The following is a 25,814-nucleotide window of genomic DNA, read 5'->3' on the forward strand; positions in this document are numbered from 1 at the left end:
AGTATTTCGTTCTGATTGATTTATTTTATAGTGGAGGTCTATCTATTGACGGTCGCAATTATCACACTTATTGTATTAATCCTGCTGAATGCCTTTTTTGCCGCATCAGAGATGGCATTGGTTGGATTAAATGATAACAAAATAAAACGAATGGCTGAAGATGGAGATAAAAAAGCCAACATGCTGCTTCATCTCATCTCTGAACCCAGCCGATTTTTAAGTACCATTCAAATTGGTATCACACTAGCAGGGTTTTTGGCCAGTGCTTTTGCAGCGGATTTCTTTGCAGGTCCATTAGCAAAAGCTTTATATGAGTTAGGAGTTCCGCTGGAGTTAAGTGTACTTGGCACAGCTTCCGTTGTCGTCATCACAATCTTGTTTTCTTTCATTACATTGGTTTTTGGTGAGCTTGTACCAAAGCAGCTTGCACTGCAAAAAGCTGAGACGATTGCCAATTTTGTAGCTGCACCGCTAACCTTTTTATTCAAAATTTTCTTGCCATTGGTAAAATTTCTAACCTTTACAACAAATACTGTTGTTCGGTTATTTGGTGTTGACCCAAACGCAAAAAGCGTTGAAGCAACAGAAGAAGAGATTAGAATGATGGTAGATGTAGGCAGTGAGCGTGGGACCATTCAAGAAGATGAGAAATTGATGATCAACAATATCTTTGAATTTAACGATAAAATGGTTTCTGACATTGTTACACACCGCACAGATATGGTTGCTCTTCCGGTAGATGCAAGTTTACAAGAAACAGTAGAATTAGTGAATCAGGAGAAATATACAAGATTTCCAGTTTATGAAGGTGATTTTGATAAAATCATAGGCATTTTTCACGTAAAGTATTTATTTCAATTTATGGATCGAGAAAATGAGAAGGCGTTTGACTTGAGGAAGTTAATTAGAAAACCATACTTTGTTCTTGAGACCCAAAGAGTAGATACATTATTTTCGGACATGAAGAAAAACAATGTTCATATTGCCATTGTTCTGGATGAATACGGCGGTACAGAAGGACTTGTTACAATCGAGGATGTCATTGAAGAGATTGTAGGAGAAATTTCCAGTGAAATGGATGGTCCGGAAGAGAACGAAATTAACCAATTGGACAACGATAAATACTCTGTTGAAGGCACTACAAACCTTACCAAACTTGCAAAGCTACTAAAGGTCAATCTACCGACAGATAGCTTTGATACACTAAATGGCTTTCTAATTAGTAAAATAGGATATATTCCTACAATGGAAGAACGGCCAGTGGTTATTTATGAAAATCTTCATTTTGAGGTCACTGACGTAACAGAAAATCGTATTGAAAATGTAATTATAACGATTAATGATGATGCTAACGATAAGTCAGGTCAAGGAATACAGGAGCTTGTTAAGCAAAAGGGATAAGGTTCCGAACGGTTCAAAACCTCCTTTTGAAAAATACAAAAGACATACTAGGAAGGATCTGTCATCAGGTCCTTTCTTTGCGGTTTTTTCGTATGAAATAAAACGAACATAGGTATTAAACAAACGTTTGATTGATAAGCTAGGATCTCTTATCGGGTACGGAAAAAGCGATTGTACTAATCAGAATGGGACTCCTGCTGCTGCCATTTACGTTTGGAGTTGTTCAAGAGGGTTCAGTTGGTAAATATTGATAAGTTTGTGTCTTTTAGTTATGATGGTAAATGGAAAACTTATATTAAACGAAAACTCGTATTAACTATGATATTAGGATGATGGGGTAATGAAAAGAGCAAGAATAATTTATAATCCAACTTCCGGGCGTGAAGCATTTCGAAAAAACCTTCCTGACGTATTAGAAACGCTGGAGAAAGCTGGATATGAGACATCAACCCATGCAACAACAGGTCCTGGGGATGGTATAAATGCAGCACGGATTGCTGTTGAACGCCGCTATGATCTTGTTGTGGCAGCAGGTGGCGATGGTACTATTAATGAAGTTGTAAACGGACTGGCAGAGCAGGAGTACCGGCCAAAGCTAGGAATCATTCCAGTGGGAACAACGAATGATTTTGCAAGGGCGTTACATATTCCTCGTGACATCGTGGGAGCTGCTGAGATTATTGCTAGGGGTGAGACAATCCCCGTTGATATTGGCCGTATGAACGATAAATATTTCATAAATATTGGCGGTGGCGGTCGTTTAACTGAGCTGACATATGATGTTCCAAGTAAACTTAAGACCATGCTTGGCCAGCTTGCCTATTATTTAAAGGGCATGGAAATGCTGCCTTCGATTAAGGCGACACAATGCAGCATTGAATATGATGGAAAGATTTATGAGGGAGAGGTCATGCTTTTTCTCGTCGGGTTAACAAATTCTGTTGGTGGCTTCGAAAAGCTGGCTCCAAATTCATCCATTAATGATGGATTGTTTTCCTTGCTCATTTTGAAAAAGACAAATTTAGCTGATTTTATTAGGATTGCGACTCTTGCCCTTCGCGGTGAGCATATCAATGACCCGAAAGTCATTTACACGCAGGCAAATCGCATTAAGGTCACATCTGACGAAACGGTACAATTAAATCTTGATGGTGAATATGGCGGTCTGCTGCCTGCGGAATTCGTCAATCTTTATCGTCACTTAGAGGTATTCGTGCCGCTTGATCAAATCAGAGACGAAGACCGCCCTGACTGATCTGGTTCAGTTAAAGAGGTAAAAATGTAAGAAGGAACTCGTTCTATATTGGAACGGGTTTCTTTTTTTTACGGATGGCTGTTTGATGGATAGATAGGTATTAATGGACACTATCTATCCTTGAGTTCCCATGGGACTGTTCCCAACCTTTTGTTAGTAACAAGCCAACCTTGATAGTACCCATAGGCCTTTTTCCAACCTTTTGTTAGGAACTATCCAATCTTGATAGTGCCCATAGGATTTTTTCCAACCTTTTGTTAGGAACTATCCAACTCTGATAGTGCCCACAGGCCTTTTTCCACCCATACCACGGGAACTATGAAACCCTGATAGTGCCCATAGGATTTTTTCCACCCATGCCACGGGAACTATCCAACCTTGATAGTGCCCACAGGCCTTTTTCCACCCATGTGACGGGAACTATCCAACTCTGATAGTGCCCACAGGCCTTTTTCCACCCATGCCACGGGAACTATCCAACTCTGATAGTGCCCACAGGCCTTTTTCCACCCATGCCACGGGAACTATCCAACCTTGATAGTGCCCACAGGCCTTTTTCCACCCATGTAACGGGAACTATCCAACTCTGATAGTGCCCACAGGCCTTTTTCCACCCATGCCACGGGAACTATGAAACCCTGATAGTGCCCACAGGCCTTTTTCCACCCATGCCACGGGAACTATCCAACTCTGATAGTTCCCAAAGGACCGTTATAAACCTTTCCATGGGGAACTATCCAACCTTCAGTTCCAAATCCTGTAATTTAACACACATCCGTTCAAAATATTTTCCAACTATATTCACCCAATTGTAAAAAGATAAAATTTTTCCAATATAATGACATGGTAATATTAGGGTGTAACAATGTTTGGCATTTTAGGGATATTCTACAAGGAGGAAAATAGGTGATGAAAAAGGATACATAGTACACCCATTATGAGCTTTGCGTAAAAATTACTTAATGAAAGGAGCGTTATCTAATCATGAGTAAAAAGAAGTTTAGAGCTCTATTTAGTATCATACTGATTATGTTTTTATTGGTATCATTAGTAGGCTGCGGACAAAAGGACAAGGATGATGAGTCTACCGGCACGAAAACAACTACGGAATCGAAGTTTAAGCCAGGAACCTATACTGGAGTTGGAAAGGGTAATAACGGTGATATCAAAGTAGAGGTCGAGGTTGATGAAGAATCCATCGTTTCTATCAATGTCTTAGAACATAATGAGACAAAAGGAGTATCCGATGCGGCATTTGATGAGATTCCGGGTTCTGTAATTGAAGGTCAGACGTTGGCTGTTGATACGGTGTCAGGCGCAACCCATTCTTCTGAAGGATTAATAGCAGCTATAACAGAGGCATTAAAAGCGGCAGGCGGAAATATTGAAGAGCTGAGTAAGAAACAGGCTGCGAATAAAACAGCCAAAGAGGATAAGGAATATACAACAGATGTAGTTGTAATTGGTGCTGGTGGTGCGGGACTTGCGGCTGCAGTTTCCGCGCATGAAAACGGCGCAAAGGTAATTGTTTTAGAAAAAATGCCACAGGTTGGAGGGAATACAATCATCTCAGGTGCGGCATATAATGCGGTGGATCCTGTTCGTCAAGGAAAACAAGGTATCGAGGATTCAGTCGATAAACACTTTACGCAAACCTATGAAGGCGGGGATAAAAAAGGTGACCCTGAACTAATTAGAACATTAGTTGAGAATGCCTATCCAACCCTTCAATGGCTTGAGGGTTTGGGCATGGAGTTTAAGGATGAGGTATTTACCGTTCTAGGCGGTTTATGGCCAAGAGCACACAAACCTGTAAAACCACTTGGAACAGGCTACATTGAAACGTATATGAACTATATCGAAAAGACAAATGATGAAATTCAAGTGCTAGTCAATACGAAGGCAAAGGAATTGATTGTTGAAAATGATGCAGTGACAGGCGTAAAAGCAGAGGGTAAAAATGGCAATGTTGTCGTTCATGCAAAATCTGTGGTCATGGCGGCAGGCGGTTTTGGTGCGAATGTTGACATGAGAAACGAATACAATGGTACATGGCCGGATTTAACAAAGCTTAAGACAACGAACCATCCAGGTGCCACTGGTGATGGTATTGTAATGGCTGAGAAGGTCGATGCAAACCTTGTCGGTATGGAATACATTCAGCTATTGCCAATGGGTGATCCTGAGACAGGCAGCTTGAGCGGAAATATTGAACAGGGTGTGGAAAATCGAATATTTGTAAACAAAGAGGGTAATAGATTTGTAGATGAGGGAGCAAGAAGGGACGTAATGACTTTAGCCCTTATGGAACAGACTGACCAGTCGATGTGGGTAATCGTTGACAAACACTCATACCCTACTGGTGATACGAAAAATAACTTTAATGAATCAATCGATGATTTAGTAGCTGCAGGAAGAGCCTATAAAGCAGATACATTAGAAGACCTTGCAAAGCAAATGGGTGTGGATCCAGATAATTTTGTTAAGGCAGTAGAAGGATTTAATAGCGCTGTTGATGCAGGAACAGACGAATTCGGCAGAACCTTATTTGATCAAAAGCTTGATACAGCCCCATTCTATGCAGGTGCAAGGGTACCAACTGTCCACCATACAATGGGCGGTATCCAAATCAATACAGATGCACAGGTTATAAACAAAGCTGGTGAAGTCATTAAAGGATTGTATGCTGCGGGTGAAGTAACCGGCGGGATACACGGTACAAACCGACTTGGCGGAAATGCATTAGCTGATGTTAACACATTTGGTAGAATTGCAGGTCAAAGTGCAGCGTTAGGAAAGTAACAGATATAATGAAGGCGGCTAATTCTCCCATAGCTGCCTTCCTCATTTTCGAAAAAAGGACTAGAGAGAAAATCTCCCTAGCCCTTCTTATTAGAATAGTATAGTTTTTACTTATGAGTATTAAAAGGTTGATTTTCTAACTATTATTTAGCAGCTTTAGCAGCTTCAACTAGTGCAGATACATATCCATGTGTATCAACTAATGTAGCGCCACTTACTACGTCTAGCATTTTTTCGCCTTCGTTATCTTTTAGCTCTTTTTCTAATTCAGCAACTGTTTTTCCAATAACATGGTCTTCAATAGCACCATAGTTTTCTAGAACAGTTTTAGTAGATCCAGCTGCTTCTGCCATATGTGTGCTGTAGTATTTAGTACTTTCTACTTTAGATGCAAGCGGTTTGTTAGCATCTGCGAATCCTTCAGCAAATGCACCATCAGCATTTGGTACTGGTACGACACCATCAGCTGTTTTATCCATAAATTGGAATTCGTCTAAGGATGCTCCAACGATTTTATCGCCATCCATTGCAACCACTGCTACAGCAAATGATTTATCTCCGTGTGCAGCATAGTTCACTCTTCCCATTTTAATTTCGCTAGTTGTTTCAGCAGCAGTAGTTTCTTTTTCTTTTGATGTATCATCTGCTGCTTTGTCATTTGAACAACCTGTAAATACTCCAACAAGACCTAATGCTAATGCAAGTGCTAAAAATTTCTTCATGATTGACCTCTCCTTTTGTAATCTAGAAGTATATTTTTATAAGTTTGTGAAGACTTATACATAAAGTATATAATTTTAAAAGCTTTATTCAATGGGTTTGGTAGCGTTGTCATTAATTTCTCAAAAATGAATTATTACAAAGATACTAAATAATTGGAAAGATATTGATGGAAGTGGGTTTAAAGGAGTTCACAGGTCTGTAAAAAAATAAGGCATTAACGGAGTTTGTGATGAATCTCACATATGTTATAGTTAAACATATAAAGTCTTCACTTTTACATCATGGCAGCTTAGATAGCAAATAAAGTAACTTTCAATGAGGAAGATGATGATGATTAGAAAAAGAGTTGCATTCATAGTGTTCATCGTTTTGGTCCTAATCTTAATAGGTTGGAATTATAGAAATCTAAATACTAATCAGAGTGAAGCAACTGCGTCTATTGAACAAATTAAATCAGGACAAGATATGACAATGTTTGTAACAACAGACATTCATTATTTATCTGAAAGCTTAACAGATCATGGCCAGGCGTTTGAAGAATATGTCAGCTCAGGTGATGGGAAACAATTAAATGATATTGAAGCCATCATCAATGCCTTTTCTTTTGAGGTGAAAAATAAGAAGCCGGATGTTCTTATTATTAGCGGTGATTTAACGAATAACGGTGAAAAGGCAAGCCATACTGATTTAGCCAAGAAGCTTCATATAATAGAAGAAAATGGGATTCCTATCTATGTGATCCCAGGTAACCATGATATTTCAAATCCTTGGGCAAGGAGCTTTAAAGGTGACAAGCAATATACAACAGATATTATTGATGCAAAAGACTTTCGTAGCATTTACGCAGATTTTGGATATGATGAAGCCATCTCAAAAGATAAGAATACATTAAGCTATTTGGCTGCGCCATCAGAGGATGTTTGGTTATTAATGTTGGATACAAGCCAGTATCAGAGTAATTATATGATCGGATATCCTCAAACGGATGGAAAATTAAATTCGGACACTCTAGCGTGGATCAAAGAATGCAGTGATAAGGCGAAAGAAAAGGGCGCAAAGATTATCCCGGTTATGCACCATAATATCCTTAATCACAGTGAAGTGATTCGAAAAGGCTTTACACTAAATAATAACGAAGATGTGCTGAAACAACTTCAAGAGAGTCATATCAAGCTTGTGCTAAGCGGCCATATTCACACTCAGGATATTAGCTCCTATAAAAATGGTGAGGATACGCTATATGACATTGTGACAGGTTCACTTGCGGTAAATCCGCACCAATACGGTGTATTATCTTACTCGGCCAAGAATCAATCGCTTAATTATCAGACGTCAAAGCTAGATGTAGAGAATTGGGCGAGGGAAAAAGGAATAAAGGATAAGGATTTGCTCCGCTTTGAAAAATATTCCGAAGAATTTTTTGGTAAGGCAGCCTATAATATGGCATCTGAACGATTAAGGAGCCAAGAAAGTTTTTCAGAAGAAGAAATCCAGTCAATGTCAGAGGTTATGAAGATATTTAATATTAGATATTTCGCTGGGATAGAGAATGAAAACGCAAAGGATATAATGAATACAGAAGGCTATCAATTATGGTCCAAAGCACCAGATAGCTTTCTTAAGCAATATATCATGAGTGTATCCAGTGATAAGGATACAGATGATAATCATCTCCAAATTGAATTTTAAACATAGGTGTCAGGCACCACAAAAAGACAAATTGTTCAATTTGTCTTTTTGTGGTGCCTGACACCTTCTTTAATGGGAAATTTCCTAATACTTCATGATTTGTGTTACAATTTTGCTAGTTGTGCTGGGTTTTAGTTTATATGTAAAGGAAGTAATCCAATGAGTAGAATTTTACCTGTTCAAAAGAACGAATACATAGATGTCATTTTTGAAGATTTAACCCATGATGGCGCAGGGGTTGCGAAAGTAGAAGGCTATCCGTTGTTTATCCCAAATGGGCTGCCTGGAGAAAAAGCAAAGATTAAAGTGATTAAAGTGAATAAAGGCTATGGATTTGGGCGTATCATGGAAATCTATGAAAAAAGCCCGGATCGGGTGGAGATTCCAAAAGATGAACTGCATAAATATGGCGGCTGTCAGCTGGAGCATATCAGCTATGAGGGTCAATTGAAGTACAAAGAAAATCAGGTACGACAGGTGCTCACTCGAATTGGAAAGCTTGAGGATGTGAAGGTACATCCGATACTAGGCATGGACAATCCGTGGCATTATCGAAACAAAGCACAGGTTCCGGTCGGGGAGAAGGAAGGCAAGCTGATTGCCGGATTTTTCAAGCCAAGAAGTCATGAAATCGTCGATACAAATGAAAGCCTGATTCAATTGCCAGAAATTAATGAGGCCGTGAAGACTGTGAAGGAAATCTGTAATGAGCTAAAGATTCCAGCGTATAACGAAGAGTCACATAAGGGCGTGCTCCGCCACATCATGGCACGCTACGGTAAGCAAACAGGTGAGCTTATGGTTGTTGTTGTAACGAAAACAACGGATATCCCACAGAAAGATAAGCTGGTTGAGGAAATTGTTGCTCGTCTTCCAAAGGTTAAGTCAATCGTGCACAATATTAATTCCAAGCGCACGAATGTGATACTTGGAGAGAAAACGAAGGTGCTTTGGGGAACAGAAGTCATCTATGACTATATCGGTGATGTGAAGTTTGCCATTTCAGCCTTGTCTTTTTACCAGGTAAACCCTGATCAGACGAAGGTACTTTATAACAAAGCTCTTGAATACGCCAATTTAAGCGGAGAAGAAACAGTCATTGATGCTTATTGTGGGATCGGTACGATTTCGTTATTTCTAGCTCAAAAGGCAAAAAAGGTATTTGGTGTAGAAGTCGTCCCTGAGGCAATTGAAGATGCGAAGCGAAATGCCGAATTAAATAACATCACGAATGCGGAGTTCGCTGCCGGGGAAGCGGAGGTTGTCATTCCAAAATGGTATAAAGAAGGAAATATCGCTGACGTCCTAGTCGTTGATCCACCGCGCAAAGGCTGTGACGAAGCACTGCTGCAAACCATTATCGAAATGAAGCCGAAAAAGGTTGTATATGTTTCCTGTAATCCAGCAACACTTGCACGTGATTTAAGGATTTTAGAAGATGGTGGATATAAGACTGTAGAAGTGCAGCCGGTGGATATGTTTCCGCAGACGACACATTGTGAAGCGGTCGTGTGGTTGAAGTTGGTATAATAGAAAAGCAGTTGATATAGAAAAAGTCTATATCAGCTGCTTTTTTGTATTTAAAAATACCATTCAGGACCAATTATCGATTCCGTTATGTAATTTTTCAATTACCCTAATTAGCCAACTCTCAAGGGTTAGAAATAATATTCCCCCTTCGTTCAATAATAATCTTTATGGTACGGATAATTAATTATTACCTATTTACTAATAGCAGAATAGTTCTCTCGAAAGAGCAGATTATATAAGGGGTTGACCATTACTTTCAACGAAGGGGGAATTTTTTATGGCAGATTTTTTAGGATTATTTGGTGATGACAAATCGCAAAACAATGATAATTCAAGCACTCAAGGGACTGATACAACTCCCAATACACAAAACAGTCAAACGGATGGCAAATTAGAACTTCATAAAGAAGAGCTTGATATTACAAAAAATAGTGTCAATGCGGGTGAGGTTGTTCTTTCAAAAGAAATAGTGGAGGAGCATAAAACCTTTGACGTTCCTGTGATGCATGAGGAAGTGGTGATCACAAGAACGCCTGTTAATAACCAGTCTAGCAACGCTACGATTAGCGGTGATGAATCAATTCATATTCCTGTTAGTCAGGAACAAGTAGATGTAAACAAATACACCGTTACAACGGAAGAAATTTCTGCTTCTAAACGCCAGGTTTCAGAGACCCAGCAAATTGAAGAAACATTAAAACGGGAAGAAGCCAAAGTAGATACAACTGGAAGTGTCAATATCGTTTCCGATGGATCTGGTTTTAGCGATATTAACAGCTAATGGTAGTCTGGCCTCACCTACTAGGTGGGGTCAGATCCTGTGCATGGGAGGGATAAAAATTGAACGATGAAACGCAAGATATGTCATTTCAGCTACTTAAAGAAAAGCTGGATATTACCAAGCAGCGCGTTGAGACTGCCGATGTTAAGGTATATAAAAATACATACACAGAAGTGAAGCAAATCATGGTACCGGTAGTCCATGAAGAATTAGTTATTGAAAAAAAGGGGCTCACTTCAGAGCATTCAAATATCGAGGTAACCCGAATACCAATGAGCGAGGAACGTATTGAAGTTACTCTTCACCCTACTGTGTTGCAAAATATAACAGTCGATACGCAGCAATATGAAGAAGTGATCCAGATAAGTGAAACTTTAAAGGAAGAAAAACTCCGTGTTGAAACGATTGGTGATATAAAAGTTGAGGTAGTCGACCCGCTTTCCAATATGTAAAAAAACATCCCTTAAAGGACCTGCTTACCGGCAGGATTTTTTTTTATAACTAATCTGCCCTTCTCCATGATAAGTCTAGTTTCCAGAAGCTTTATTTCGAAAGGAGCATATTTTTATCTTTTTCATTAAAAACCTTTATAATGATAGATGTTGTTATAGCAACATCATAAAAAATAAGTAAATTTTTAACGGAGGTTTTTGTAATAATGAAAGTCGTAGCTATCGTTGGAAGCATTCGTAATGACTCTTATAATCTAAAGCTTGCTCAATATGTTCAAAAACGTTATCAAGACAAATTTGATCTTGAAATCTTAAATATTCGTGAAATTCCATTTTATGACCAGGATATCGAAAACAATCCTCCTGAAGTTGTTACCGAATTTAAAAATAAAGTTAAAACTGCAGATGCTGTTTTATGGGTGACACCAGAATACAACGGTACCGTTCCAGGTGTTTTAGTTAATGTAATTGACTGGTTATCACGTGTCGATAAGGTCATGATCGGCAAACCATCATGGATTATGGGTGCATCAATGGGAAATCTGGGAACAGTCAAAGCTCAAATGCACCTGCGTGATATTTTATTTTCACCAGGCATTAATTCTCCACTGCTTCCAAGTAATGAAGTATATGTTGGCGCTGTTCACACAAAATTTGATGAAGCCGGTAACCTGACAGACGAAGGAACTGTTCAATTCTTAGACACTGTCGTCAATAACTTCATTGATTGGTACAATCGTAGTAACCGTTAATTAAGAGATCCCAACTGAATTCAGTTTCAGTTGGGTTTTTAGTATTCCAAGGGTTTAGCCGGGGGTTGCAGAGACTGATAGGAACACTTAATCTTAAAAGAGTTGACCCCTGTTTCGAATATGGTAGTATCGCGGTCACTTTCCTTTTTCATTCAAAAAGTGAAAGTGTTATTAGTTCGCAAACAATGATATTTGTGTAAAAACTTAAAGACATTTAATATACTAACCACCAATTTTAATAAACCAAAGGATGCTGACTTCACTGTCAGCATTTTTTTATTTAAGAAGAGTATTGAATTATCTTCTTCATAAATGGTCAGTTGACTGTAACCCCCACCTCTAGCTATCTACCAAAACTTGCTTTGTGTGTTATTCGTTTGTATTTTAACACCTTCAGTTCTCCTCATCAGCAGGAGGATTTTGAATACATTTCCTTATATTCTAATTGCTACTAACTGGATATTTTTTACATATTTTGTGTATTGGATGTATAGAAAATAGAGAAATAAAAAGCACTTTTTGTTGTTTTTTTTAATTGTAAAAAAATTTAAACTTTAAACAAGAAAGCGATTTCAATTCTCAATTAGATAGAAGGGAAGGTTTTATTCTATGAGCACTAATTTAGGAAAATGGACATCCGAAGAGATTCGTTCACTTATAGATGAGGAAAATGGAAAGATCGATCCACGTGTTTATACAGATCAGGAACTTTATGAGTTGGAACTGGAGAGGGTTTTTGGTCGTTCATGGCTGCTTCTTGGACATGAAAGCCATGTTCCAAAAGCGGGAGATTACTTGACCACTTATATGGGAGAAGATCCTGTTGTGATGGTACGGCAGAGAAATGGGAGCATTAAGGTGTTTCATAACCAATGCCGGCATCGTGGGATGAAGATTTGTCGGGCGGATTGTGGGAATGCCAAGGCGTTCACATGTACCTACCATGGCTGGGCGTATAATACAGCAGGCGATCTGGTCAATGTACCGTTTGAAGAAGAAGCATTCTCCGGATTTAAGAAGGAAGATTGGGGACCACTGCAGGCTAGAGTAGAGATCTACAAGGGGCTAGTATTTGCCAACTGGGATCCGGAAGCGCCGGATTTGTTGACTTATTTGAGTGATGCAACCCCTTACATGGACACCATGCTGGATCGTTCCGAGGCAGGGACAGAAGCCATCGGAGTCATGCAAAAGTGGGTGATTGACTGTAACTGGAAGTTTGCTGCGGAGCAATTTGCCAGTGACATGTACCATGCCCTATCATCACATTTGGCTGCTGTAGTTGCAGGGTTGCCAGCCGATAAAGATTTGTCCAGTTATGAGCCGCATATGAAAGGACATCAGTTCCGATCCAAATGGGGCGGTCATGGATGCGGCTTTTATATTGATGCAGCAAGAGGTTCGCACCGTATAGGACCCATAGTCGACAAATATTATAGTGAAGGCCCGGCTTTTGAAAAGGCAAAAGAACGTTTGACTCCTCTTTTGCCATACGACAGAATGGCAACAAGCCACATGACCATCTTCCCGAACTGCTCGTTCTTACCGTATGGGATGAACACAGTAAGGACTTGGCATCCAAAGGGACCGAATCAGATTGAAGTGTGGGCCTTCGTCGTTGTTGATAAGGATGCGCCGCAGGAAATCAAGGATGAACTGGCCCGCCAGAATGTCCGTACGTTCAGTGCCAGTGGAGTGTTCGAGCAGGACGACGGAGAAAACTGGGTTGAAGTTCAAAGCGCTCTTCGTGGGTACAAGTCCAGAACGGCACCGCTGGCTATGCAAATGGGGCTGAATCTTGAGGGTAAAAACAATCCTGATTTTCCAGGAAAAACCTCCTATGTATTTTCTGAAGAAGCAGCTAGAGGGTTTTATTCTCACTGGGCCCGCATGATGTCGGAACCAAGTTGGGATACATTGAAACCCCAATCTTAAAGCTTGGGGTCGTTGCCTACACTTATGAAGGATCGGATGCTATACGATTTTGGATTAAAACAAGGGGTGTAAAGGGTATGGAAATAATGGAGTTAATCAAACCGTTTAAATGGGCAGAAAGTAGCTCAAGCCTTGAGCTGCAACATGAAATTGAGCAATTTTACTACAAAGAAGCGCAGCTGTTAGACCACTCGCAGTTTGAAGCATGGTTTGAACTGATGGAAGAGGATATTCATTATTGGATGCCGATTCGCATGAACCGAGTAGGTAGAGAAGTATCGCAGGAGTATGCGGCTCAAGGAAAAGGATCGCACTACGACGATAACTATGAAACAATGCGAGGACGTATTCGAGCGAGAGTATCCGGAGTGAACTGGGCGGAGAATCCGGTGTCACGTACACGGCACCTGATTTCGAACGTCATGATTAAGGAATTAGAGGAACCGAACACGTATGAGGTGGCATCGTCATTTATCGTGTATCGTAACCGTTCGGAGCGTCAGTCTGATATTTTTCCGGGCGAGCGTCGGGATGTATTGCGTCGTTCAGAGGGAGGATTGGGCTTTAAAATTGCTCGTCGAACCATTTTAATTGATCAAAGTACGATATTGTCAAATAACCTGTCTGTCTTTTTTTAATCATCACTACAGATGAAAGGAGATCCATTATGAAATTTACAAAGGTTTGCACGTTGTCTGATCTACCGGCTGATGAGGGGTTAAAGGTAGTAGAAGGAGATACGGCAGTAGCGGTGTTTAACGTTAATGGAGAAGTAATGGCAACACAAGACCGCTGTTCTCACGCCAAATGGTCGTTATCTGAAGGCGGTTATCTAGATGGAGATGTCATCGTGTGCTCATTGCATATGGGAAAGTTTTGTGCCCGGACGGGAGCGGTAAAGATGGCACCTCCTTTTAAACCTTTGAAAAAGTATCCGGTACAGGTGGATGGAGAAGATGTATATGTGGCTTTTGAAGACGGATATTTTGAAAAAAAAGAGTAGCCAACCCATGATCATGTTACAGGTGAATAGTTATATGAGTGGGGAGGTACAAGTATGAAACTAGCCAATGAAGTAGTTTTTATTACAGGTGGTGCATCCGGCGTCGGCCGTGCCATTGTGGAACGATTTGTGGATGAAGGTGCCAAAATCGCCGTGTTTGACAAGTCGGCAGATCGTCTGAATCAGCTAGAAGAAGAGTATGGTGAAAAAGTCATTGGAATAGTTGGAGATGTACGTCGGTTAAGTGACCTCCAGTCAGCGGTAAGCCGGTGTACTGAACATTTCGGAAAAATTGATACGTTAGTTGCAAATGTCGGTATTTGGGATTACAACATGGCGCTGGTGGATCTTCCGGAAGACAAGATCGATCAAGCATTTGATGAGTTGTTCCATATCAATGTCAAAGGTTACCTGCTTGCGGCCAAGGCTTGTCTGCCACAATTGGCGGCAACTCGGGGGAATATGATCTTTACAGTTTCTAATGCAGGCTTTTACACAAACGGAGGCGGACCGCTCTACACATCCACCAAGCATGCCGTTGTTGGCTTGGTTCGCCAGTTGGCATTTGAATTAGCCCCTTATATCCGAGTAAACGGCATTGCCATTGGCGGTGCAATGACGGATTTGAGGGGACCTGCCTCACTGGAAATGGACAACAGGTCCATAACGAGCATGTATAAAGAATGGTACAAAGACGTTGACTTGGAACAGGGTAACGAGAATGTAGAATCAGCCGCTCCGGTCGGGCGTGTATTGTACGGGGAAGATTATGCCGGGGCTTACGTCTTTTTTGCCTCGCGAAATGACAACATTCCAGCTACAGGAGAAGTATTGAATTTCGATGGGGGCTGGGGTATTCGAGGTCTTCGCCAAAGAACGGGAAGTCAGGGATTGCTGGAAAAATTAAAGATCAGGGATTGAAAAAGTACGGTTCATTCCATTTCACCGTTCAGAACGGTTTAGGTGAAGGATGAGATAGTATGGCAATTCAAAGCATTGAATATTTTGGTTTCTCTGTGAAGGATGTCCCTGCAAGAAAAGTTACATGATAAAAATGTTAGGGAAGGCAACGTTGAGGATTCAGATCATCCAGCCTTGTTTCCCAATGGTTCCGTATGCCTGCGATGGCTTGTTCCAATGGATGTTCTTTTCATCCCTATGGACTTTGCTTTGTTCCTCAATGTCTGCCATTAGCGGGATGATCTCTAAGGAATCGACAAGCTCACTCTGGAGCAGTAGAATAATTTAAAAATCGAATGTTTCAGGTGAGCTAATTAGCTTGTGACTTTCTTAAGTGGGTGAATAGATTGAAAAATAAGTTCCATTATCCTAAAGCATTGGAAACATTTGTTCAAATGTCGTCGAATTATGGAGACTACAACTTCACAGAGAAGGAATTAGAATCAGGACTGCCACAAATGCTTCTGAACTGCCTTGATGCAGTTTTAACTGAAAAAAATAACCTGCAGGCTGCCATGGATTTCACTAACCAAGCAATCAGGCAGTTTCTAAATGGCGTTGGGGAAACACGTTTGGCCGATGTATGCTATCAGCTTACAAACATTCCCATCATTCTTGAAGATCTAGGATTTAACTACCTTTATTCGATAGGATTAGACCCGGAACTGGCTAGACAATATAGCGGACGCTTAAGGAAAATCGTTACTAATCAGCACGATGGAGATCATCCCATCAATCTGACTGAACGAATTGAGAAGGAACAGATTGTCGAGCTGGTCCAATCGGATGAACATAAAAGATTAATTGCCCCGATGGTATCTAGAGGCAAGATTGTAGGATACTGCTCCTTTATTAAAACGTCTTTTGATGAGGTTGATTGGTTGAAAATGCAGCAATTGTGTCTCATCGGATCTGTGAGTAATTATAACAAGGAAACAATCCTGGATACAGAACTGAAGTTAAACATCAAAGGCGGATTGTTAGAGGATATGATCAATAATCGTTTAAACCCTGTCATTTTATTCAAAAGGGCCCGATATATTGGAGTGGATTTAGGCAAAGAGTATCAATTTTTAGTTCTGAAAGGCGATCCAAATTTTTATCCAAATGGAAAGGATCCAATTGGCGGTATGAATTTGATCGAAGGTTTTTCAAGATATTTTCTGGAGCGTAATCTGAATATCTTAATCTCGGAAGACTCTCAGAACATAGCTGCGTTGCTGCCTGTTGACCTGTTTTCGAAGTATGGTATATCCGTCGATAAATTTATCAATAAATTACTGTATTTTTTGAAAGAAAAATACCCTACTATCCCTTTTAAAATTGGCATGAGCTCAAGATCAGAGTCTCTTGAAGATATACCGATTCTTTACCAAGAAGCACTCATTTCATTGAACTTGAACGATCAGAAAAAGGACATTATGTACTTTGATGATTTAGGAGCGGTGGGGATTTTATTTCGCGCAGGAAATATGGATGATATCCGGCATTTCTATAACAAAATGCTTTCAAAATTACTTGAATACGATCGAGGGAAAGAATCAGAGTTAACCAAAACGCTATATTATTACATTCAAAGTGGCCAAAATATAGGTAAATCAGCAAAAGCAATGAATTTGTCGATTGGTGGATTACGTTATCGCGTGCAAAAAATAGCTGAAATCTTAGATGCTGATATCAATGATCTTCAAACGAGTTGTCAGCTTTTCTTGGCGCTACAAGCGGGTATCATTTTGGGAGATCTTGAAATGGAGTGAAAACTTCAGCGTTCGGTTGCCGTAATGAGAACTGTTTTCATTTGCAATGACAAAAAATCACTACCTAAGTCACTTAAAAACCGAATGACTGCGATCAACGCATCCTGGGGAGGAGAAATGATATGTCAAACAACAATGTGAGTATTTGGAATGAAATGTCTGGAATCGCTTTTAAACAATACTTCGTTAATGCTGACGGTGTAAATACTAGAATTATCGAAGCTGGTGAGGGAGAACCGTTGATTCTCTTACATGGAGTTGGCGGACATGCTGAAGCATACGCAAGAAATGTCAAGAGCTTGAGCAAGCATTTCAGAGTTCTTGTGTTAGATATGATTGGACATGGATATACGGATAAACCGAATCAACCTTATACGTTAGATGTATACAGTAATCATTTGTTAGCGGTAATTAAAGCCCTCTCACTTGGCAAAGTTCACCTTTCAGGGGAGTCTTTAGGGGGATGGACATCTGCATGGTTTGCTGCCCATCACCCAGAATATGTAAAGTCTTTAGTGTTGAACACGCCAGGTAATATTATGGGTAAACCAGAAGTGATGAAAAAGCTGAAAGAATCCACGATTCAGGCTGTTATGGAAGTCAATAAGGAGAATGTTCGAAAGAGACTAGAGTTTTTGTTCTGGGATACAAGTTTTGTTACAGAAGAACTTGTCCAAGCACGCTATAACATTTACACACAGCCAGAGTTAAAGAATGCGATTGAAAACATCATGATATTACAAGAATGGGAAGTACGAAAAAATTACACATGGGATTCAGAATGGACAAGTAAAATCACCGCTCCTACGATTATTCTAATGTCGGATCATGACCCTACAGCTACAATCGAAGAGGCGGAATACCTTCAGGAATTGATCCCTCATAGCCAAATGGTTGTAGTAGAAGGTGCAGGACATTGGCCGCAATGGGAGAAACCTGAACAATTTAATCAAATCCAAATTAATTTTTCCAAAGGTGTGCAAGTATAATAGTTTTTGCTCAGTACGTGGCAAGAGCTGAAGAGCTGTATATCTAGATTTTTCCAGGAGCCAAAAGGCTCCTTTATTGTACGGGGGAAAGCTCCCTCCCGAATCGCAAAAAATTCAGATTAGAGGAGTGAAAGAAATGGCTGAAATAGTAGCGGGCGTAGCAATGTCGCATAGTCCGATGATCATGACAAATGAAGCTGGCGGTGGAGAAAAGGGGCAGCGCTTTCTAAATACCGTTGCCGATATGAAAAAATGGCTCGAGGATATTGGAACAGATGTCATCGTCTTAATTTCGGATGATCATTTCAATAGTTATTTTTATGATCATATGCCATCCTTCACGATTGGAATCGACCAATGTGAAGGATGGGGAGACTGGCAAATTCCTGAATACCAGATTCCTGTACAGAAAGAATTAGCGAAGCGTATTCTTGAAACCGGATTGGTGAACAATGTGGATTTTGCTTTTTCAATGAGAATGAAAGTGGATCATGGCCATACTCAAGCCATTCACTTTTTAAATAAGGATCTAAAGATACCGGTTGTGCCGATTGCCGTGAATACAGCAGCACCGCCGCTGCCTACAATGGACCGCTGTTTCCAAGTCGGAGAGGTTGTTCGTAAGGCAATTGAATCATGGGAAAGTGATAAAAAGGTAGCAATTGTCGCTTCAGGTGGGATCTCTCACTGGGTTCCCATTCCAAAGATCGATAGTGAAAAGCCTGAAGATCAAGAGCTAATTAAAGTCCTAACAAATGGCCGCCAAGAAATTGAGCAGCTTGACGAATATTTAGAAACAAGAAAAACACGTGTGACAAGTTTGAAATCTGGACCGGTTAATGAAAAATGGGATCGTGAATTTTTACGATTGATTATAGAAAAAGACTATCAGGCATTAAGACAATGGGGACCTGATTTTATCGAGAAAAATGGTGGCAATGGAGGTCAGGAAATTCATAACTGGCTTGTGCTGCTAGGAATTCTTAATGGATTTGAGCCAGAGGTTGCTTGTTATGAACCGATTCCAGAATGGGTGACAGGAATGGGCGTTGTGAAGTTTCATAGAGTATAAGATATGTTTCAACTAAACGAGGAGGATATTGTATGTCAATTTGGACAGGTTTAGCGGATATAGCATTTAAAAACTATTTTGTGGATGCAAATGGAATCAAAACAAGAGTACTAGAAGCAGGAACTGGGGAGCCGCTTATTTTGCTTCATGGAACTGGCGGCCACATTGAGGCATATGCTCGAAACATCAGAGGCTTGAGTGAGCATTTTCGCGTGATTTGCATTGATATGGTCGGTCATGGTTACACAGATAAGCCTGATCGCCCTTATGGAATTGATGTCTATAGCGACCATTTATTATGGGTGATTCAAGCATTAAATCTGAAGGAAGTCTATCTTTCTGGAGAATCTTTAGGAGGCTGGGTGGCAGCCTGGTTTGCAGCCCATCACCCTGGAATTGCTAAAGCACTCGTTTTAAATACTCCTGGGAATGTAAACAACAAGCCTGAAGTGATGGCGGCTCTAAAAGCATCTACAGTTAAGGCTGTTCTAGAAGCAAACTACGAAAATGTAAAAACAAGACTTGAATGGTTAATGTATGATAAAAGCCAAGTGACTGATGAACTAATTGAAGCGCGGTACAACATCTATACACAGCCATCTTATCAAGAAGCGGTTCATCACATTGTTTATCTTCAGGATATTGAAGCTAGAAAACAATATAGCTGGGACCCATCTTGGTGCGGAAAGATTGATGTTCCGACATTATTAGCCTGGACAGATCATGACCCAACCTCTACCGTTGAGGAAGCAAAACCTATCCAAGATATGATTCCAGGCAGTGAATTAACCGTCATTAAAGACGCAGGACACTGGCCGCAATGGGAAAAGGTTAATGAATTTAATGAAGTCATTATTGACTTTCTCAGTAAAGTTTCAGTGAAATAAGTAGGTTCATCCAACCTTGATCGTACAGGTGTAGAAACCTGTACGATCAAGGCTTTTTGCTTTTGGCTCTGCTGTTATAACTGAATGTTGATTTTACTGCGTTTGAAAAATAAACGGGAAAATTCCGTTTAAATTAGAAAATACTTATTTTTACCTTAATATAAAGGAGGTTTTTCCGTTTATATGATCCAAATCTTTGATTTTTGATTTATTTAGAGCAGTTAATCGGAATATCTCCGCGTATATCTGCTTCTTAAGCCCCCATTATATACATTAGGCGGAAATTCTTCGTCTATGAATTCTCATACCTACATAACACAGCCTTACTTTTAAAAGAAAGAAGTTTTTTCCTTGAGCACACAAAAGTGTTACGGTTAAAAACTCTCTTCTTATTTCGATAATCCTAAAATTAACTCTTTATAGATATCGAAGAATGCAAAGTAGTAATCTTTGTAGACATATTCATCTGTTTTGTGCGCCATTTTTGTTTCGCCTGGACCAAACATCATAAATGGAAATTCGTCATCTTTACCTCGTAATAGGTTTGATGCATCCGTCACGCCTGGCGAGCCCTTAACTGAAATCTCCAAACCTAACTGTTTTTTACCGAGTTCTTTAGCAAGATCAACCATCTTAGAATGTCCTGAAGTGAAAACACTTGGTAATGACATTGTCACTTCAACATCAATTTTAGAGCCTTCTTTATTATATTTATCAGCTGTTGACTTGAATAACTCAATCACTTCATCGTTATCAAATTCCGGAATCGTACGCACGTTTATTTCAGCTACTGCTTTTTCTGGAACTGAGTTTACCTGGTTCCCTGCATTAAAAATAGTTGTACTCATAACTAATTTATCTAGAACTTCATTTTTACGATCATCACCATTCAATTTTTTATCTAGTTCTAATAGATATTCCATCAATGGATTAATCGCGTTATAGCCTTGGTCAGGCATAGAGCTGTGTGCTGCTTCACCAATAGATGTTACACGAAAGTTAAGTGAGCCTTTGTGAGAGTATATAATGGTGTCATGAGAAGGTTCAGCTACCCATAGATAATCTACATCATCCATATAGCCTTCTTCGTATAATTTTTTTGAGCCTGCGCCACCGACTTCTTCACCAGTAGTTGCCATAAAACGGACAGTACCATTTTTAAATTCATTATTTTCTTTTAGTTCAATCATCACTAAAGCAAGGTTTACTAAACCTGCTTTCATGTCATTTGTTCCACGCCCGTATAATTTTCCGTCCCTTTCAGTCAATGTGAACGGATCTGAAGTCCAATCGCTTTCATCACCAGGAGAAACGACATCCATATGACCAGAAATGCCAATGATCGGACTCCCGCTTCCAATTTCAGCCACTAAATTTACACGAGTATCTGTAACTGGAACAATTTTCGATTCAATGCCGTATTGGGCAAATAACTCTTTCAAATAATTTGCCACTTCGATTTCGTTTTCATTAACAGATTTAATTCCTATTAGGTCAGATAAAATCTTTACCTTTTCTTCTTCTGTAAAATGCTTCATTCTAGAACCCTCCAACACTTCATCTGTCTATCCAATACAATTGTATTTTACCCAAAAGTCATAGAAGGTAATGGAGCATCAAAAAAAGGTTCAGTTTAACCATTAAGCAGGAGTAGGTAGGTTTCAAAAGATTAGAATTAGGATTTTCAGATATTTTCTATCAACTGGAGGTATGGGGGATAGGGAGGGAGAGTTTTAAAGGACTGATGCATCATTAATATTGATTGGATTGCTATAATAGATGGAAAGTACGTATAAGAGGAGAGTCCCTGTTAATACTCGGGTTATTAGACAAAGATATTTGATTTGGATCTGATTTAAATGATGTTGATTTTCCTATGAATGAAAAATAAACGGAAAAATTCCGATTAAAATAGGGAATACCCATATTTCCCTAAAAATAAAAGGAGTTTTTCCGTTTATATGATCAATTCTTCGGTTTTTATCTTATTTTAGAGAAGCTAATCGGAATATCTCCGCGTATATCTGCTTTTTTAGTCTCCACTTTATACATTAGACGGAAATTCTCCGCCTATAATTCTCATACTTACACGAAATTCAACTATGAAAAGTTGCGGTCGGTTATATCTGCTTTTTAACGTTTGATTTTCCCTGTTATTTCACTTGTGGTACTTGGTACCGCCGCTAAATCTTAAATTAGAACACCTTCGTAGTCCAATCCTCACAATTCCAAATATCAGTCGCAATTTCACGATAGAAATCAGGTTCGTGGGATACCATCAAGATACTTCCGCGATAGGCCTTTAACGCACGCTTTAATTCTTCTTTTGCGTCAACATCCAAGTGATTGGTAGGCTCGTCTAGAATTAATAAATTTGTTTCTGTGTTTAAAATTTTACACAAACGAACTTTGGCTTTTTCGCCACCAGAAAGGACTTCAATTTTACTTTCAATATGCTTCGTCGTTAATCCGCATTTTGCAAGAGCGGCACGGACTTCAGCCTGATTCATACTTGGGAACTCGCTCCAAATCTCCTCAATACAAGTATTGTAGTTGGACTGTTTCACTTCCTGCTCGAAGTAACCGATGTATTGATACTCACCACGTTCCACTTTACCCGAAATGGGATTAATCAACCCAAGAATACTTTTTAAAAGAGTAGACTTACCAATACCGTTTGCACCGACAAATGCAATTTTCTGTCCGCGTTCCATTTTTAAATTAAGCGGGCGAGAAAGGGGTTCGTTGTAACCAATAACAAGATCTTCCGTCTCGAAGATCCAGCGACTGGATGCACGAGCTTCTTTGAAATTAAACTCTGGCTTCGGTTTCTCTTTCCCCAATTCAATAACTTCCATTTTGTCGAGCTTCTTTTGACGAGACATCGCCATATTACGAGTCGCAACACTTGCCTTGTTACGAGCAACGAAATCCTTTAACTCAGCAATTTCTTGTTGTTGACGCTTATAAGCAGACTCTAGCTGCTGCTTCTTCATTTCATGTATTTTTAAGAAGTTATCATAATCACCAGCATAGCGATTTAACTCTTGGTTTTCCATGTGATAGATCAAGTTAACAACATTGTTCAAGAATGGAATATCATGCGAAATCAAGATAAATGCATTTTCATATTCCTGTAAATAGCGCTTCAACCATTCGATATGCTGTTCATCCAAATAGTTCGTAGGCTCGTCTAGTAATAGAATTTCAGGCTTTTCTAGCAAAAGCTTAGCTAGCAAAACCTTCGTACGCTGCCCACCACTAAGATCATCTACATCTCGATCGAGTCCAACATCGTCTAATCCTAGACCACGTGCAACTTCCTCAACCTTTGAATTAATTTGATAGAAATCATTACTATCTAACGTTTCTTGTAGCTCTCCAACCTCTGCAAGTAATGCATCAATATCTGCACCTTCATCGCCCATTTTTGCATAAAGTGCATTGATCTCTGCTTCCGCATCAAAAAGATATTGAAAAGCAGTACTCAAAGCGTCACGCATTGTAGTACCTTTTTGCAGTACAGCATGCTGATCTAAATAGCCAACACGAACCTTTCGTGACCACTCCACTTTCCCTTCGTCGGGCTGCAACTTTCCAGTAACAATATTCATGAAGGTAGACTTACCCTCACCATTTGCTCCAACGAGTCCAACGTGCTCTCCTTTTAAAAGTCGAAAAGACACATTATTAAAAATCGCACGGTCACCGAAACCGTGACTTAAATTTTGTACATTTAATACGCTCATTTTTTTAACTCCTTATCTAATGTCACATGAAGTTATCTTACTAGATTTTAGCTTCTTTTTCTATCTTGAAGTTATTTATGTGAAAAAATGTCATTCGATTTTTGGGCAGATATTGAAGTCTGCTGTTTCTTATTTAAATGAGGTGATGGAATTATAATTACATGGGGTTATTAAAATAGTTCAGAGTCTATTATACAACTGAACTAGGAGGTAAGATATGAGGTTTTCTCATGTGGAAATAGTTGTACAAAAAATGAAAGAATTGGCTGAGTGCTAAATTGTAATTTTTTATGTGCAGTCCATAGGCAATTTCGAAACCTAAATTTGTGTTTGAAAAAACCTCATTTACAATAGTTAAGGTGAACCATCTCGTAAATATTTATTATTAGAACGGTAATGGGTTTACTATATAATGAATGATCAAAATCTATGTTATTCAGTGTTATAATATCCCCAGTAATTACGGTAATGCTAAATCAATAAAAGAAAATCACTCCGGCTAAATTTCCAAACCAGATAATAGAATGATGAAAAAAGGAGTAGAAAATAGGATGAAATCACCTGGATTAAATTTTGGAGTATATCCATTAAGTGTGGCTGGAACACCTTTTGGGCTGGCTCAAGGCCCAGAGGATCATTATGAAAACATTCAAAGGGCAATACAGGATCTTAAAGGTGATTCAAAAAAGCTATTTTCAAGAAACTATCTTATTTATACAAAGAAATGGGAAGCAAAGATGCTTTCAAATGCAGAGCAGTATTTAGCTGCTGGTTTATTAGATGATGTGACCTTGGGGGTCGGTGATTGGACGGACGAACAGGAAACTGAAATCGATATTAGAAATTGGCTTGATTTTATTCGAAATGTGATAAACAAATATGGTTCTCGCTTGTCCTCTCTTCAAATAACAAATGAACCCAACCTTTCCTTCATGGAAGGATCAAAGCCGTATATCATGCAAGCCCTTGTGGAAGGTGTCATAACAGCAAAACAAGAAGCTAGGAAACTCAATCTACCGTTGAAGATAGGGTTCGGATCGGTGCCTGAAAGTCAGGCTTCGGTCCCTCATTTTTGGGAAAACCTTGCTAGGGAAGGGGGAGAATTATTTATCGACTCGGTGGATTTTGTTGGACATAATTTTTACGTAGATGTATTCGATGAACAGCCAATCGATTTAAAGGACATACCAGCTTCAGTAGAACGAACGCTACGCAGCCTAAGAGAAGTACATCTTCGTACGGCGGGGATTCCTGCTTCAGTTCCAATCCGAGTTACGGAAAATGGGTGGCCAACTGGGAAGAATCCTATTACAAATAGAGAGAGATCCTATGAACAGCAATCGAAGGTTCTTGAAGTCATCATCCAAACGATTTATCAATTGCGTGTGGAACTCAATATCTCTCATTATGAGCTCTTTGGACTCCGTGATGCAGATAGTACGAAGGAGGACTTATTCCATCAATATGGAGTTTTACGGGACGATTACTCCCAAAAACCGGCGTATTATACATTTAAAAAGCTAATAAAAGAGCTTGGAGAATAAAGAGAAGAGCTGATGATTAGGAAAATCATCAGCTCTTTTTTATATAAACTTGCTACTTTATAGAGATAATCACCAATAAGATCTTACTTACTTTGTACCACTAGAGCCAAATCCAGATGATCCACGGACGGTTTCAGATAACTCATTTACTTCTGTAACTTGAATGGTAGGAACGAGCTGAATGACCATTTGAGCGATACGCATAGATTTTTCAACAAGGAAGGGCTCTTTTCCGTGATTTATTAAAATAACGCCAATTTCTCCACGGTATCCTTCATCAATGGTTCCTGGACTATTCAACACTGTCAAACTATGCTTTAAAGCGAGTCCGCTTCTAGGACGAATTTGTGCTTCCGTTCCTTGTGGCAGCTCTATTTGTAATCCCGTTCTAATTAACTTTGCTTCACCTGATGGGATCATGATGTTGTCAATTGAATAAAGATCCATTCCGGCATCCCCTGTATTTGCTTGAAGGGGAAGCTTCGCATCAGGATGAATTCGTTTGATTTTTACTTCTAAGTTCATTTTGTGTT

General features: G+C 39.6%; 21 protein-coding genes. 17 read left to right on the plus strand and 4 right to left on the minus strand.

The features are described 5' to 3' along the window. Positions 1-45 precede the first annotated feature (45 nt). The 3 genes from ACHUFV_RS15725 to ACHUFV_RS15735 all read left to right on the plus strand — a co-directional run bounded on the left by ACHUFV_RS15725 (position 46) and on the right by ACHUFV_RS15735 (position 5,458). Positions 46-1,401, plus strand: coding sequence for a hemolysin family protein (locus ACHUFV_RS15725; protein WP_394235751.1), 1,356 nt, complete (start codon positions 46-48; stop codon positions 1,399-1,401). 340 nt (positions 1,402-1,741) lie between these two features. After that, positions 1,742-2,656, plus strand: coding sequence for a diacylglycerol kinase (locus ACHUFV_RS15730; RefSeq protein WP_394235753.1), 915 nt, complete (start codon positions 1,742-1,744; stop codon positions 2,654-2,656). Between the two features lie 984 nt (positions 2,657-3,640). Further along, entirely contained in the window at positions 3,641-5,458 is a 1,818-nt protein-coding gene (locus ACHUFV_RS15735) for a flavocytochrome c (protein ID WP_394235755.1), read from the plus strand. Between the two features lie 143 nt (positions 5,459-5,601). On the opposite strand, the gene ACHUFV_RS15740 is transcribed toward ACHUFV_RS15735, so the two are convergent. Then, on the minus strand, positions 5,602-6,180 hold the full coding sequence (locus ACHUFV_RS15740) for a hypothetical protein (RefSeq protein WP_394235757.1): 579 nt from the start codon (positions 6,178-6,180) through the stop codon (positions 5,602-5,604). 331 nt (positions 6,181-6,511) lie between these two features. On the opposite strand from ACHUFV_RS15740, the gene ACHUFV_RS15745 reads away from it, so the two are divergent. From ACHUFV_RS15745 to ACHUFV_RS15805, 13 genes are all read left to right on the plus strand, one after another. Beyond that, positions 6,512-7,870 (plus strand): metallophosphoesterase, encoded by a 1,359-nt coding sequence (locus tag ACHUFV_RS15745; protein WP_394235758.1) that lies wholly within the window; start codon positions 6,512-6,514, stop codon positions 7,868-7,870. A 159-nt stretch (positions 7,871-8,029) separates the two neighbouring features. Then, the gene (rlmD, locus tag ACHUFV_RS15750; RefSeq protein WP_394235760.1) at positions 8,030-9,400 is read left to right on the plus strand and encodes a 23S rRNA (uracil(1939)-C(5))-methyltransferase RlmD; all 1,371 of its coding nucleotides are present in this window, start codon (positions 8,030-8,032) and stop codon (positions 9,398-9,400) included. 277 nt (positions 9,401-9,677) lie between these two features. Then, on the plus strand, positions 9,678-10,181 hold the full coding sequence (locus ACHUFV_RS15755) for a YsnF/AvaK domain-containing protein (protein WP_394235762.1): 504 nt from the start codon (positions 9,678-9,680) through the stop codon (positions 10,179-10,181). 59 nt (positions 10,182-10,240) lie between these two features. Next, complete coding sequence (locus ACHUFV_RS15760) at positions 10,241-10,633, plus strand: YsnF/AvaK domain-containing protein (RefSeq protein ID WP_394235764.1); 393 nt, start codon at positions 10,241-10,243, stop codon at positions 10,631-10,633. A 206-nt stretch (positions 10,634-10,839) separates the two neighbouring features. After that, positions 10,840-11,385: an NADPH-dependent FMN reductase gene (locus ACHUFV_RS15765; RefSeq protein WP_394235766.1), complete on the plus strand. Its 546-nt coding sequence runs from the start codon at positions 10,840-10,842 to the stop codon at positions 11,383-11,385. A 609-nt stretch (positions 11,386-11,994) separates the two neighbouring features. Then, positions 11,995-13,320, plus strand: coding sequence for an aromatic ring-hydroxylating dioxygenase subunit alpha (locus ACHUFV_RS15770; RefSeq protein ID WP_394235768.1), 1,326 nt, complete (start codon positions 11,995-11,997; stop codon positions 13,318-13,320). Positions 13,321-13,397: 77 nt separating this feature from the next. Continuing rightward, positions 13,398-13,958, plus strand: coding sequence for an aromatic-ring-hydroxylating dioxygenase subunit beta (locus ACHUFV_RS15775; protein WP_394235770.1), 561 nt, complete (start codon positions 13,398-13,400; stop codon positions 13,956-13,958). A gap of 29 nt (positions 13,959-13,987) precedes the next feature. Next, a complete protein-coding gene (locus ACHUFV_RS15780) occupies positions 13,988-14,323 on the plus strand; it encodes a non-heme iron oxygenase ferredoxin subunit (RefSeq protein ID WP_394235772.1) in 336 nt (111 codons plus the stop codon). Between the two features lie 54 nt (positions 14,324-14,377). Continuing rightward, positions 14,378-15,244, plus strand: coding sequence for a 3-(cis-5,6-dihydroxycyclohexa-1,3-dien-1-yl)propanoate dehydrogenase (gene hcaB / locus ACHUFV_RS15785; RefSeq protein ID WP_394235773.1), 867 nt, complete (start codon positions 14,378-14,380; stop codon positions 15,242-15,244). Positions 15,245-15,678: 434 nt separating this feature from the next. Further along, a complete protein-coding gene (locus ACHUFV_RS15790) occupies positions 15,679-17,040 on the plus strand; it encodes a PucR family transcriptional regulator (RefSeq protein WP_394235775.1) in 1,362 nt (453 codons plus the stop codon). Positions 17,041-17,162: 122 nt separating this feature from the next. Continuing rightward, a complete protein-coding gene (locus ACHUFV_RS15795; RefSeq protein ID WP_394235776.1) occupies positions 17,163-18,029 on the plus strand; it encodes an alpha/beta fold hydrolase in 867 nt (288 codons plus the stop codon). Between the two features lie 136 nt (positions 18,030-18,165). After that, positions 18,166-19,101 (plus strand): DODA-type extradiol aromatic ring-opening family dioxygenase, encoded by a 936-nt coding sequence (locus ACHUFV_RS15800; RefSeq protein ID WP_394235778.1) that lies wholly within the window; start codon positions 18,166-18,168, stop codon positions 19,099-19,101. 32 nt (positions 19,102-19,133) lie between these two features. Further along, positions 19,134-19,988, plus strand: a complete 855-nt coding sequence (locus ACHUFV_RS15805) for an alpha/beta fold hydrolase (RefSeq protein ID WP_394235779.1) — start codon at positions 19,134-19,136, stop codon at positions 19,986-19,988. A gap of 389 nt (positions 19,989-20,377) precedes the next feature. Here ACHUFV_RS15805 and ACHUFV_RS15810 read toward each other — a convergent pair whose 3' ends face one another. Together ACHUFV_RS15810 and ACHUFV_RS15815 are read right to left on the minus strand one after the other, a co-directional pair. Then, positions 20,378-21,526 (minus strand): ArgE/DapE family deacylase, encoded by a 1,149-nt coding sequence (locus ACHUFV_RS15810; protein WP_394235781.1) that lies wholly within the window; start codon positions 21,524-21,526, stop codon positions 20,378-20,380. 657 nt (positions 21,527-22,183) lie between these two features. Next, the gene (locus ACHUFV_RS15815) at positions 22,184-23,737 is read right to left on the minus strand and encodes an ABC-F family ATP-binding cassette domain-containing protein (protein WP_394235783.1); all 1,554 of its coding nucleotides are present in this window, start codon (positions 23,735-23,737) and stop codon (positions 22,184-22,186) included. Between the two features lie 551 nt (positions 23,738-24,288). Here ACHUFV_RS15815 and ACHUFV_RS15820 point away from each other — a divergent pair. Next, positions 24,289-25,281 (plus strand): hypothetical protein, encoded by a 993-nt coding sequence (locus ACHUFV_RS15820; RefSeq protein ID WP_394235785.1) that lies wholly within the window; start codon positions 24,289-24,291, stop codon positions 25,279-25,281. A gap of 87 nt (positions 25,282-25,368) precedes the next feature. On the opposite strand, the gene dut is transcribed toward ACHUFV_RS15820, so the two are convergent. Then, a complete protein-coding gene (dut, locus tag ACHUFV_RS15825) occupies positions 25,369-25,806 on the minus strand; it encodes a dUTP diphosphatase (RefSeq protein ID WP_394235787.1) in 438 nt (145 codons plus the stop codon). Positions 25,807-25,814: the final 8 nt, after the last annotated feature.

It is taken from the genome of Niallia oryzisoli (assembly GCF_043641075.1).
GTDB classification, from domain to species: domain Bacteria; phylum Bacillota; class Bacilli; order Bacillales; family Cytobacillaceae; genus Bacillus_BD; species Bacillus_BD oryzisoli_A.

Coding starts and splice junctions, on each gene's coding strand:
- ACHUFV_RS15730 (WP_394235753.1), top strand. CDS start 1,742: ATGAAAAGAGCAAGAATAATTTATAATCCAACTTCCGGGCGTGAAGCA.
- ACHUFV_RS15735 (WP_394235755.1), top strand. CDS start 3,641: ATGAGTAAAAAGAAGTTTAGAGCTCTATTTAGTATCATACTGATTATG.
- ACHUFV_RS15740 (WP_394235757.1), bottom strand. CDS start 6,180: ATGAAGAAATTTTTAGCACTTGCATTAGCATTAGGTCTTGTTGGAGTA.
- ACHUFV_RS15745 (WP_394235758.1), top strand. CDS start 6,512: ATGATTAGAAAAAGAGTTGCATTCATAGTGTTCATCGTTTTGGTCCTA.
- rlmD (WP_394235760.1), top strand. CDS start 8,030: ATGAGTAGAATTTTACCTGTTCAAAAGAACGAATACATAGATGTCATT.
- ACHUFV_RS15755 (WP_394235762.1), top strand. CDS start 9,678: ATGGCAGATTTTTTAGGATTATTTGGTGATGACAAATCGCAAAACAAT.
- ACHUFV_RS15765 (WP_394235766.1), top strand. CDS start 10,840: ATGAAAGTCGTAGCTATCGTTGGAAGCATTCGTAATGACTCTTATAAT.
- ACHUFV_RS15770 (WP_394235768.1), top strand. CDS start 11,995: ATGAGCACTAATTTAGGAAAATGGACATCCGAAGAGATTCGTTCACTT.
- ACHUFV_RS15775 (WP_394235770.1), top strand. CDS start 13,398: ATGGAAATAATGGAGTTAATCAAACCGTTTAAATGGGCAGAAAGTAGC.
- ACHUFV_RS15780 (WP_394235772.1), top strand. CDS start 13,988: ATGAAATTTACAAAGGTTTGCACGTTGTCTGATCTACCGGCTGATGAG.
- hcaB (WP_394235773.1), top strand. CDS start 14,378: ATGAAACTAGCCAATGAAGTAGTTTTTATTACAGGTGGTGCATCCGGC.
- ACHUFV_RS15790 (WP_394235775.1), top strand. CDS start 15,679: ATGTCGTCGAATTATGGAGACTACAACTTCACAGAGAAGGAATTAGAA.
- ACHUFV_RS15795 (WP_394235776.1), top strand. CDS start 17,163: ATGTCAAACAACAATGTGAGTATTTGGAATGAAATGTCTGGAATCGCT.
- ACHUFV_RS15800 (WP_394235778.1), top strand. CDS start 18,166: ATGGCTGAAATAGTAGCGGGCGTAGCAATGTCGCATAGTCCGATGATC.
- ACHUFV_RS15805 (WP_394235779.1), top strand. CDS start 19,134: ATGTCAATTTGGACAGGTTTAGCGGATATAGCATTTAAAAACTATTTT.
- ACHUFV_RS15810 (WP_394235781.1), bottom strand. CDS start 21,526: ATGAAGCATTTTACAGAAGAAGAAAAGGTAAAGATTTTATCTGACCTA.
- ACHUFV_RS15815 (WP_394235783.1), bottom strand. CDS start 23,737: ATGAGCGTATTAAATGTACAAAATTTAAGTCACGGTTTCGGTGACCGT.
- ACHUFV_RS15820 (WP_394235785.1), top strand. CDS start 24,289: ATGAAATCACCTGGATTAAATTTTGGAGTATATCCATTAAGTGTGGCT.
- dut (WP_394235787.1), bottom strand. CDS start 25,806: ATGAACTTAGAAGTAAAAATCAAACGAATTCATCCTGATGCGAAGCTT.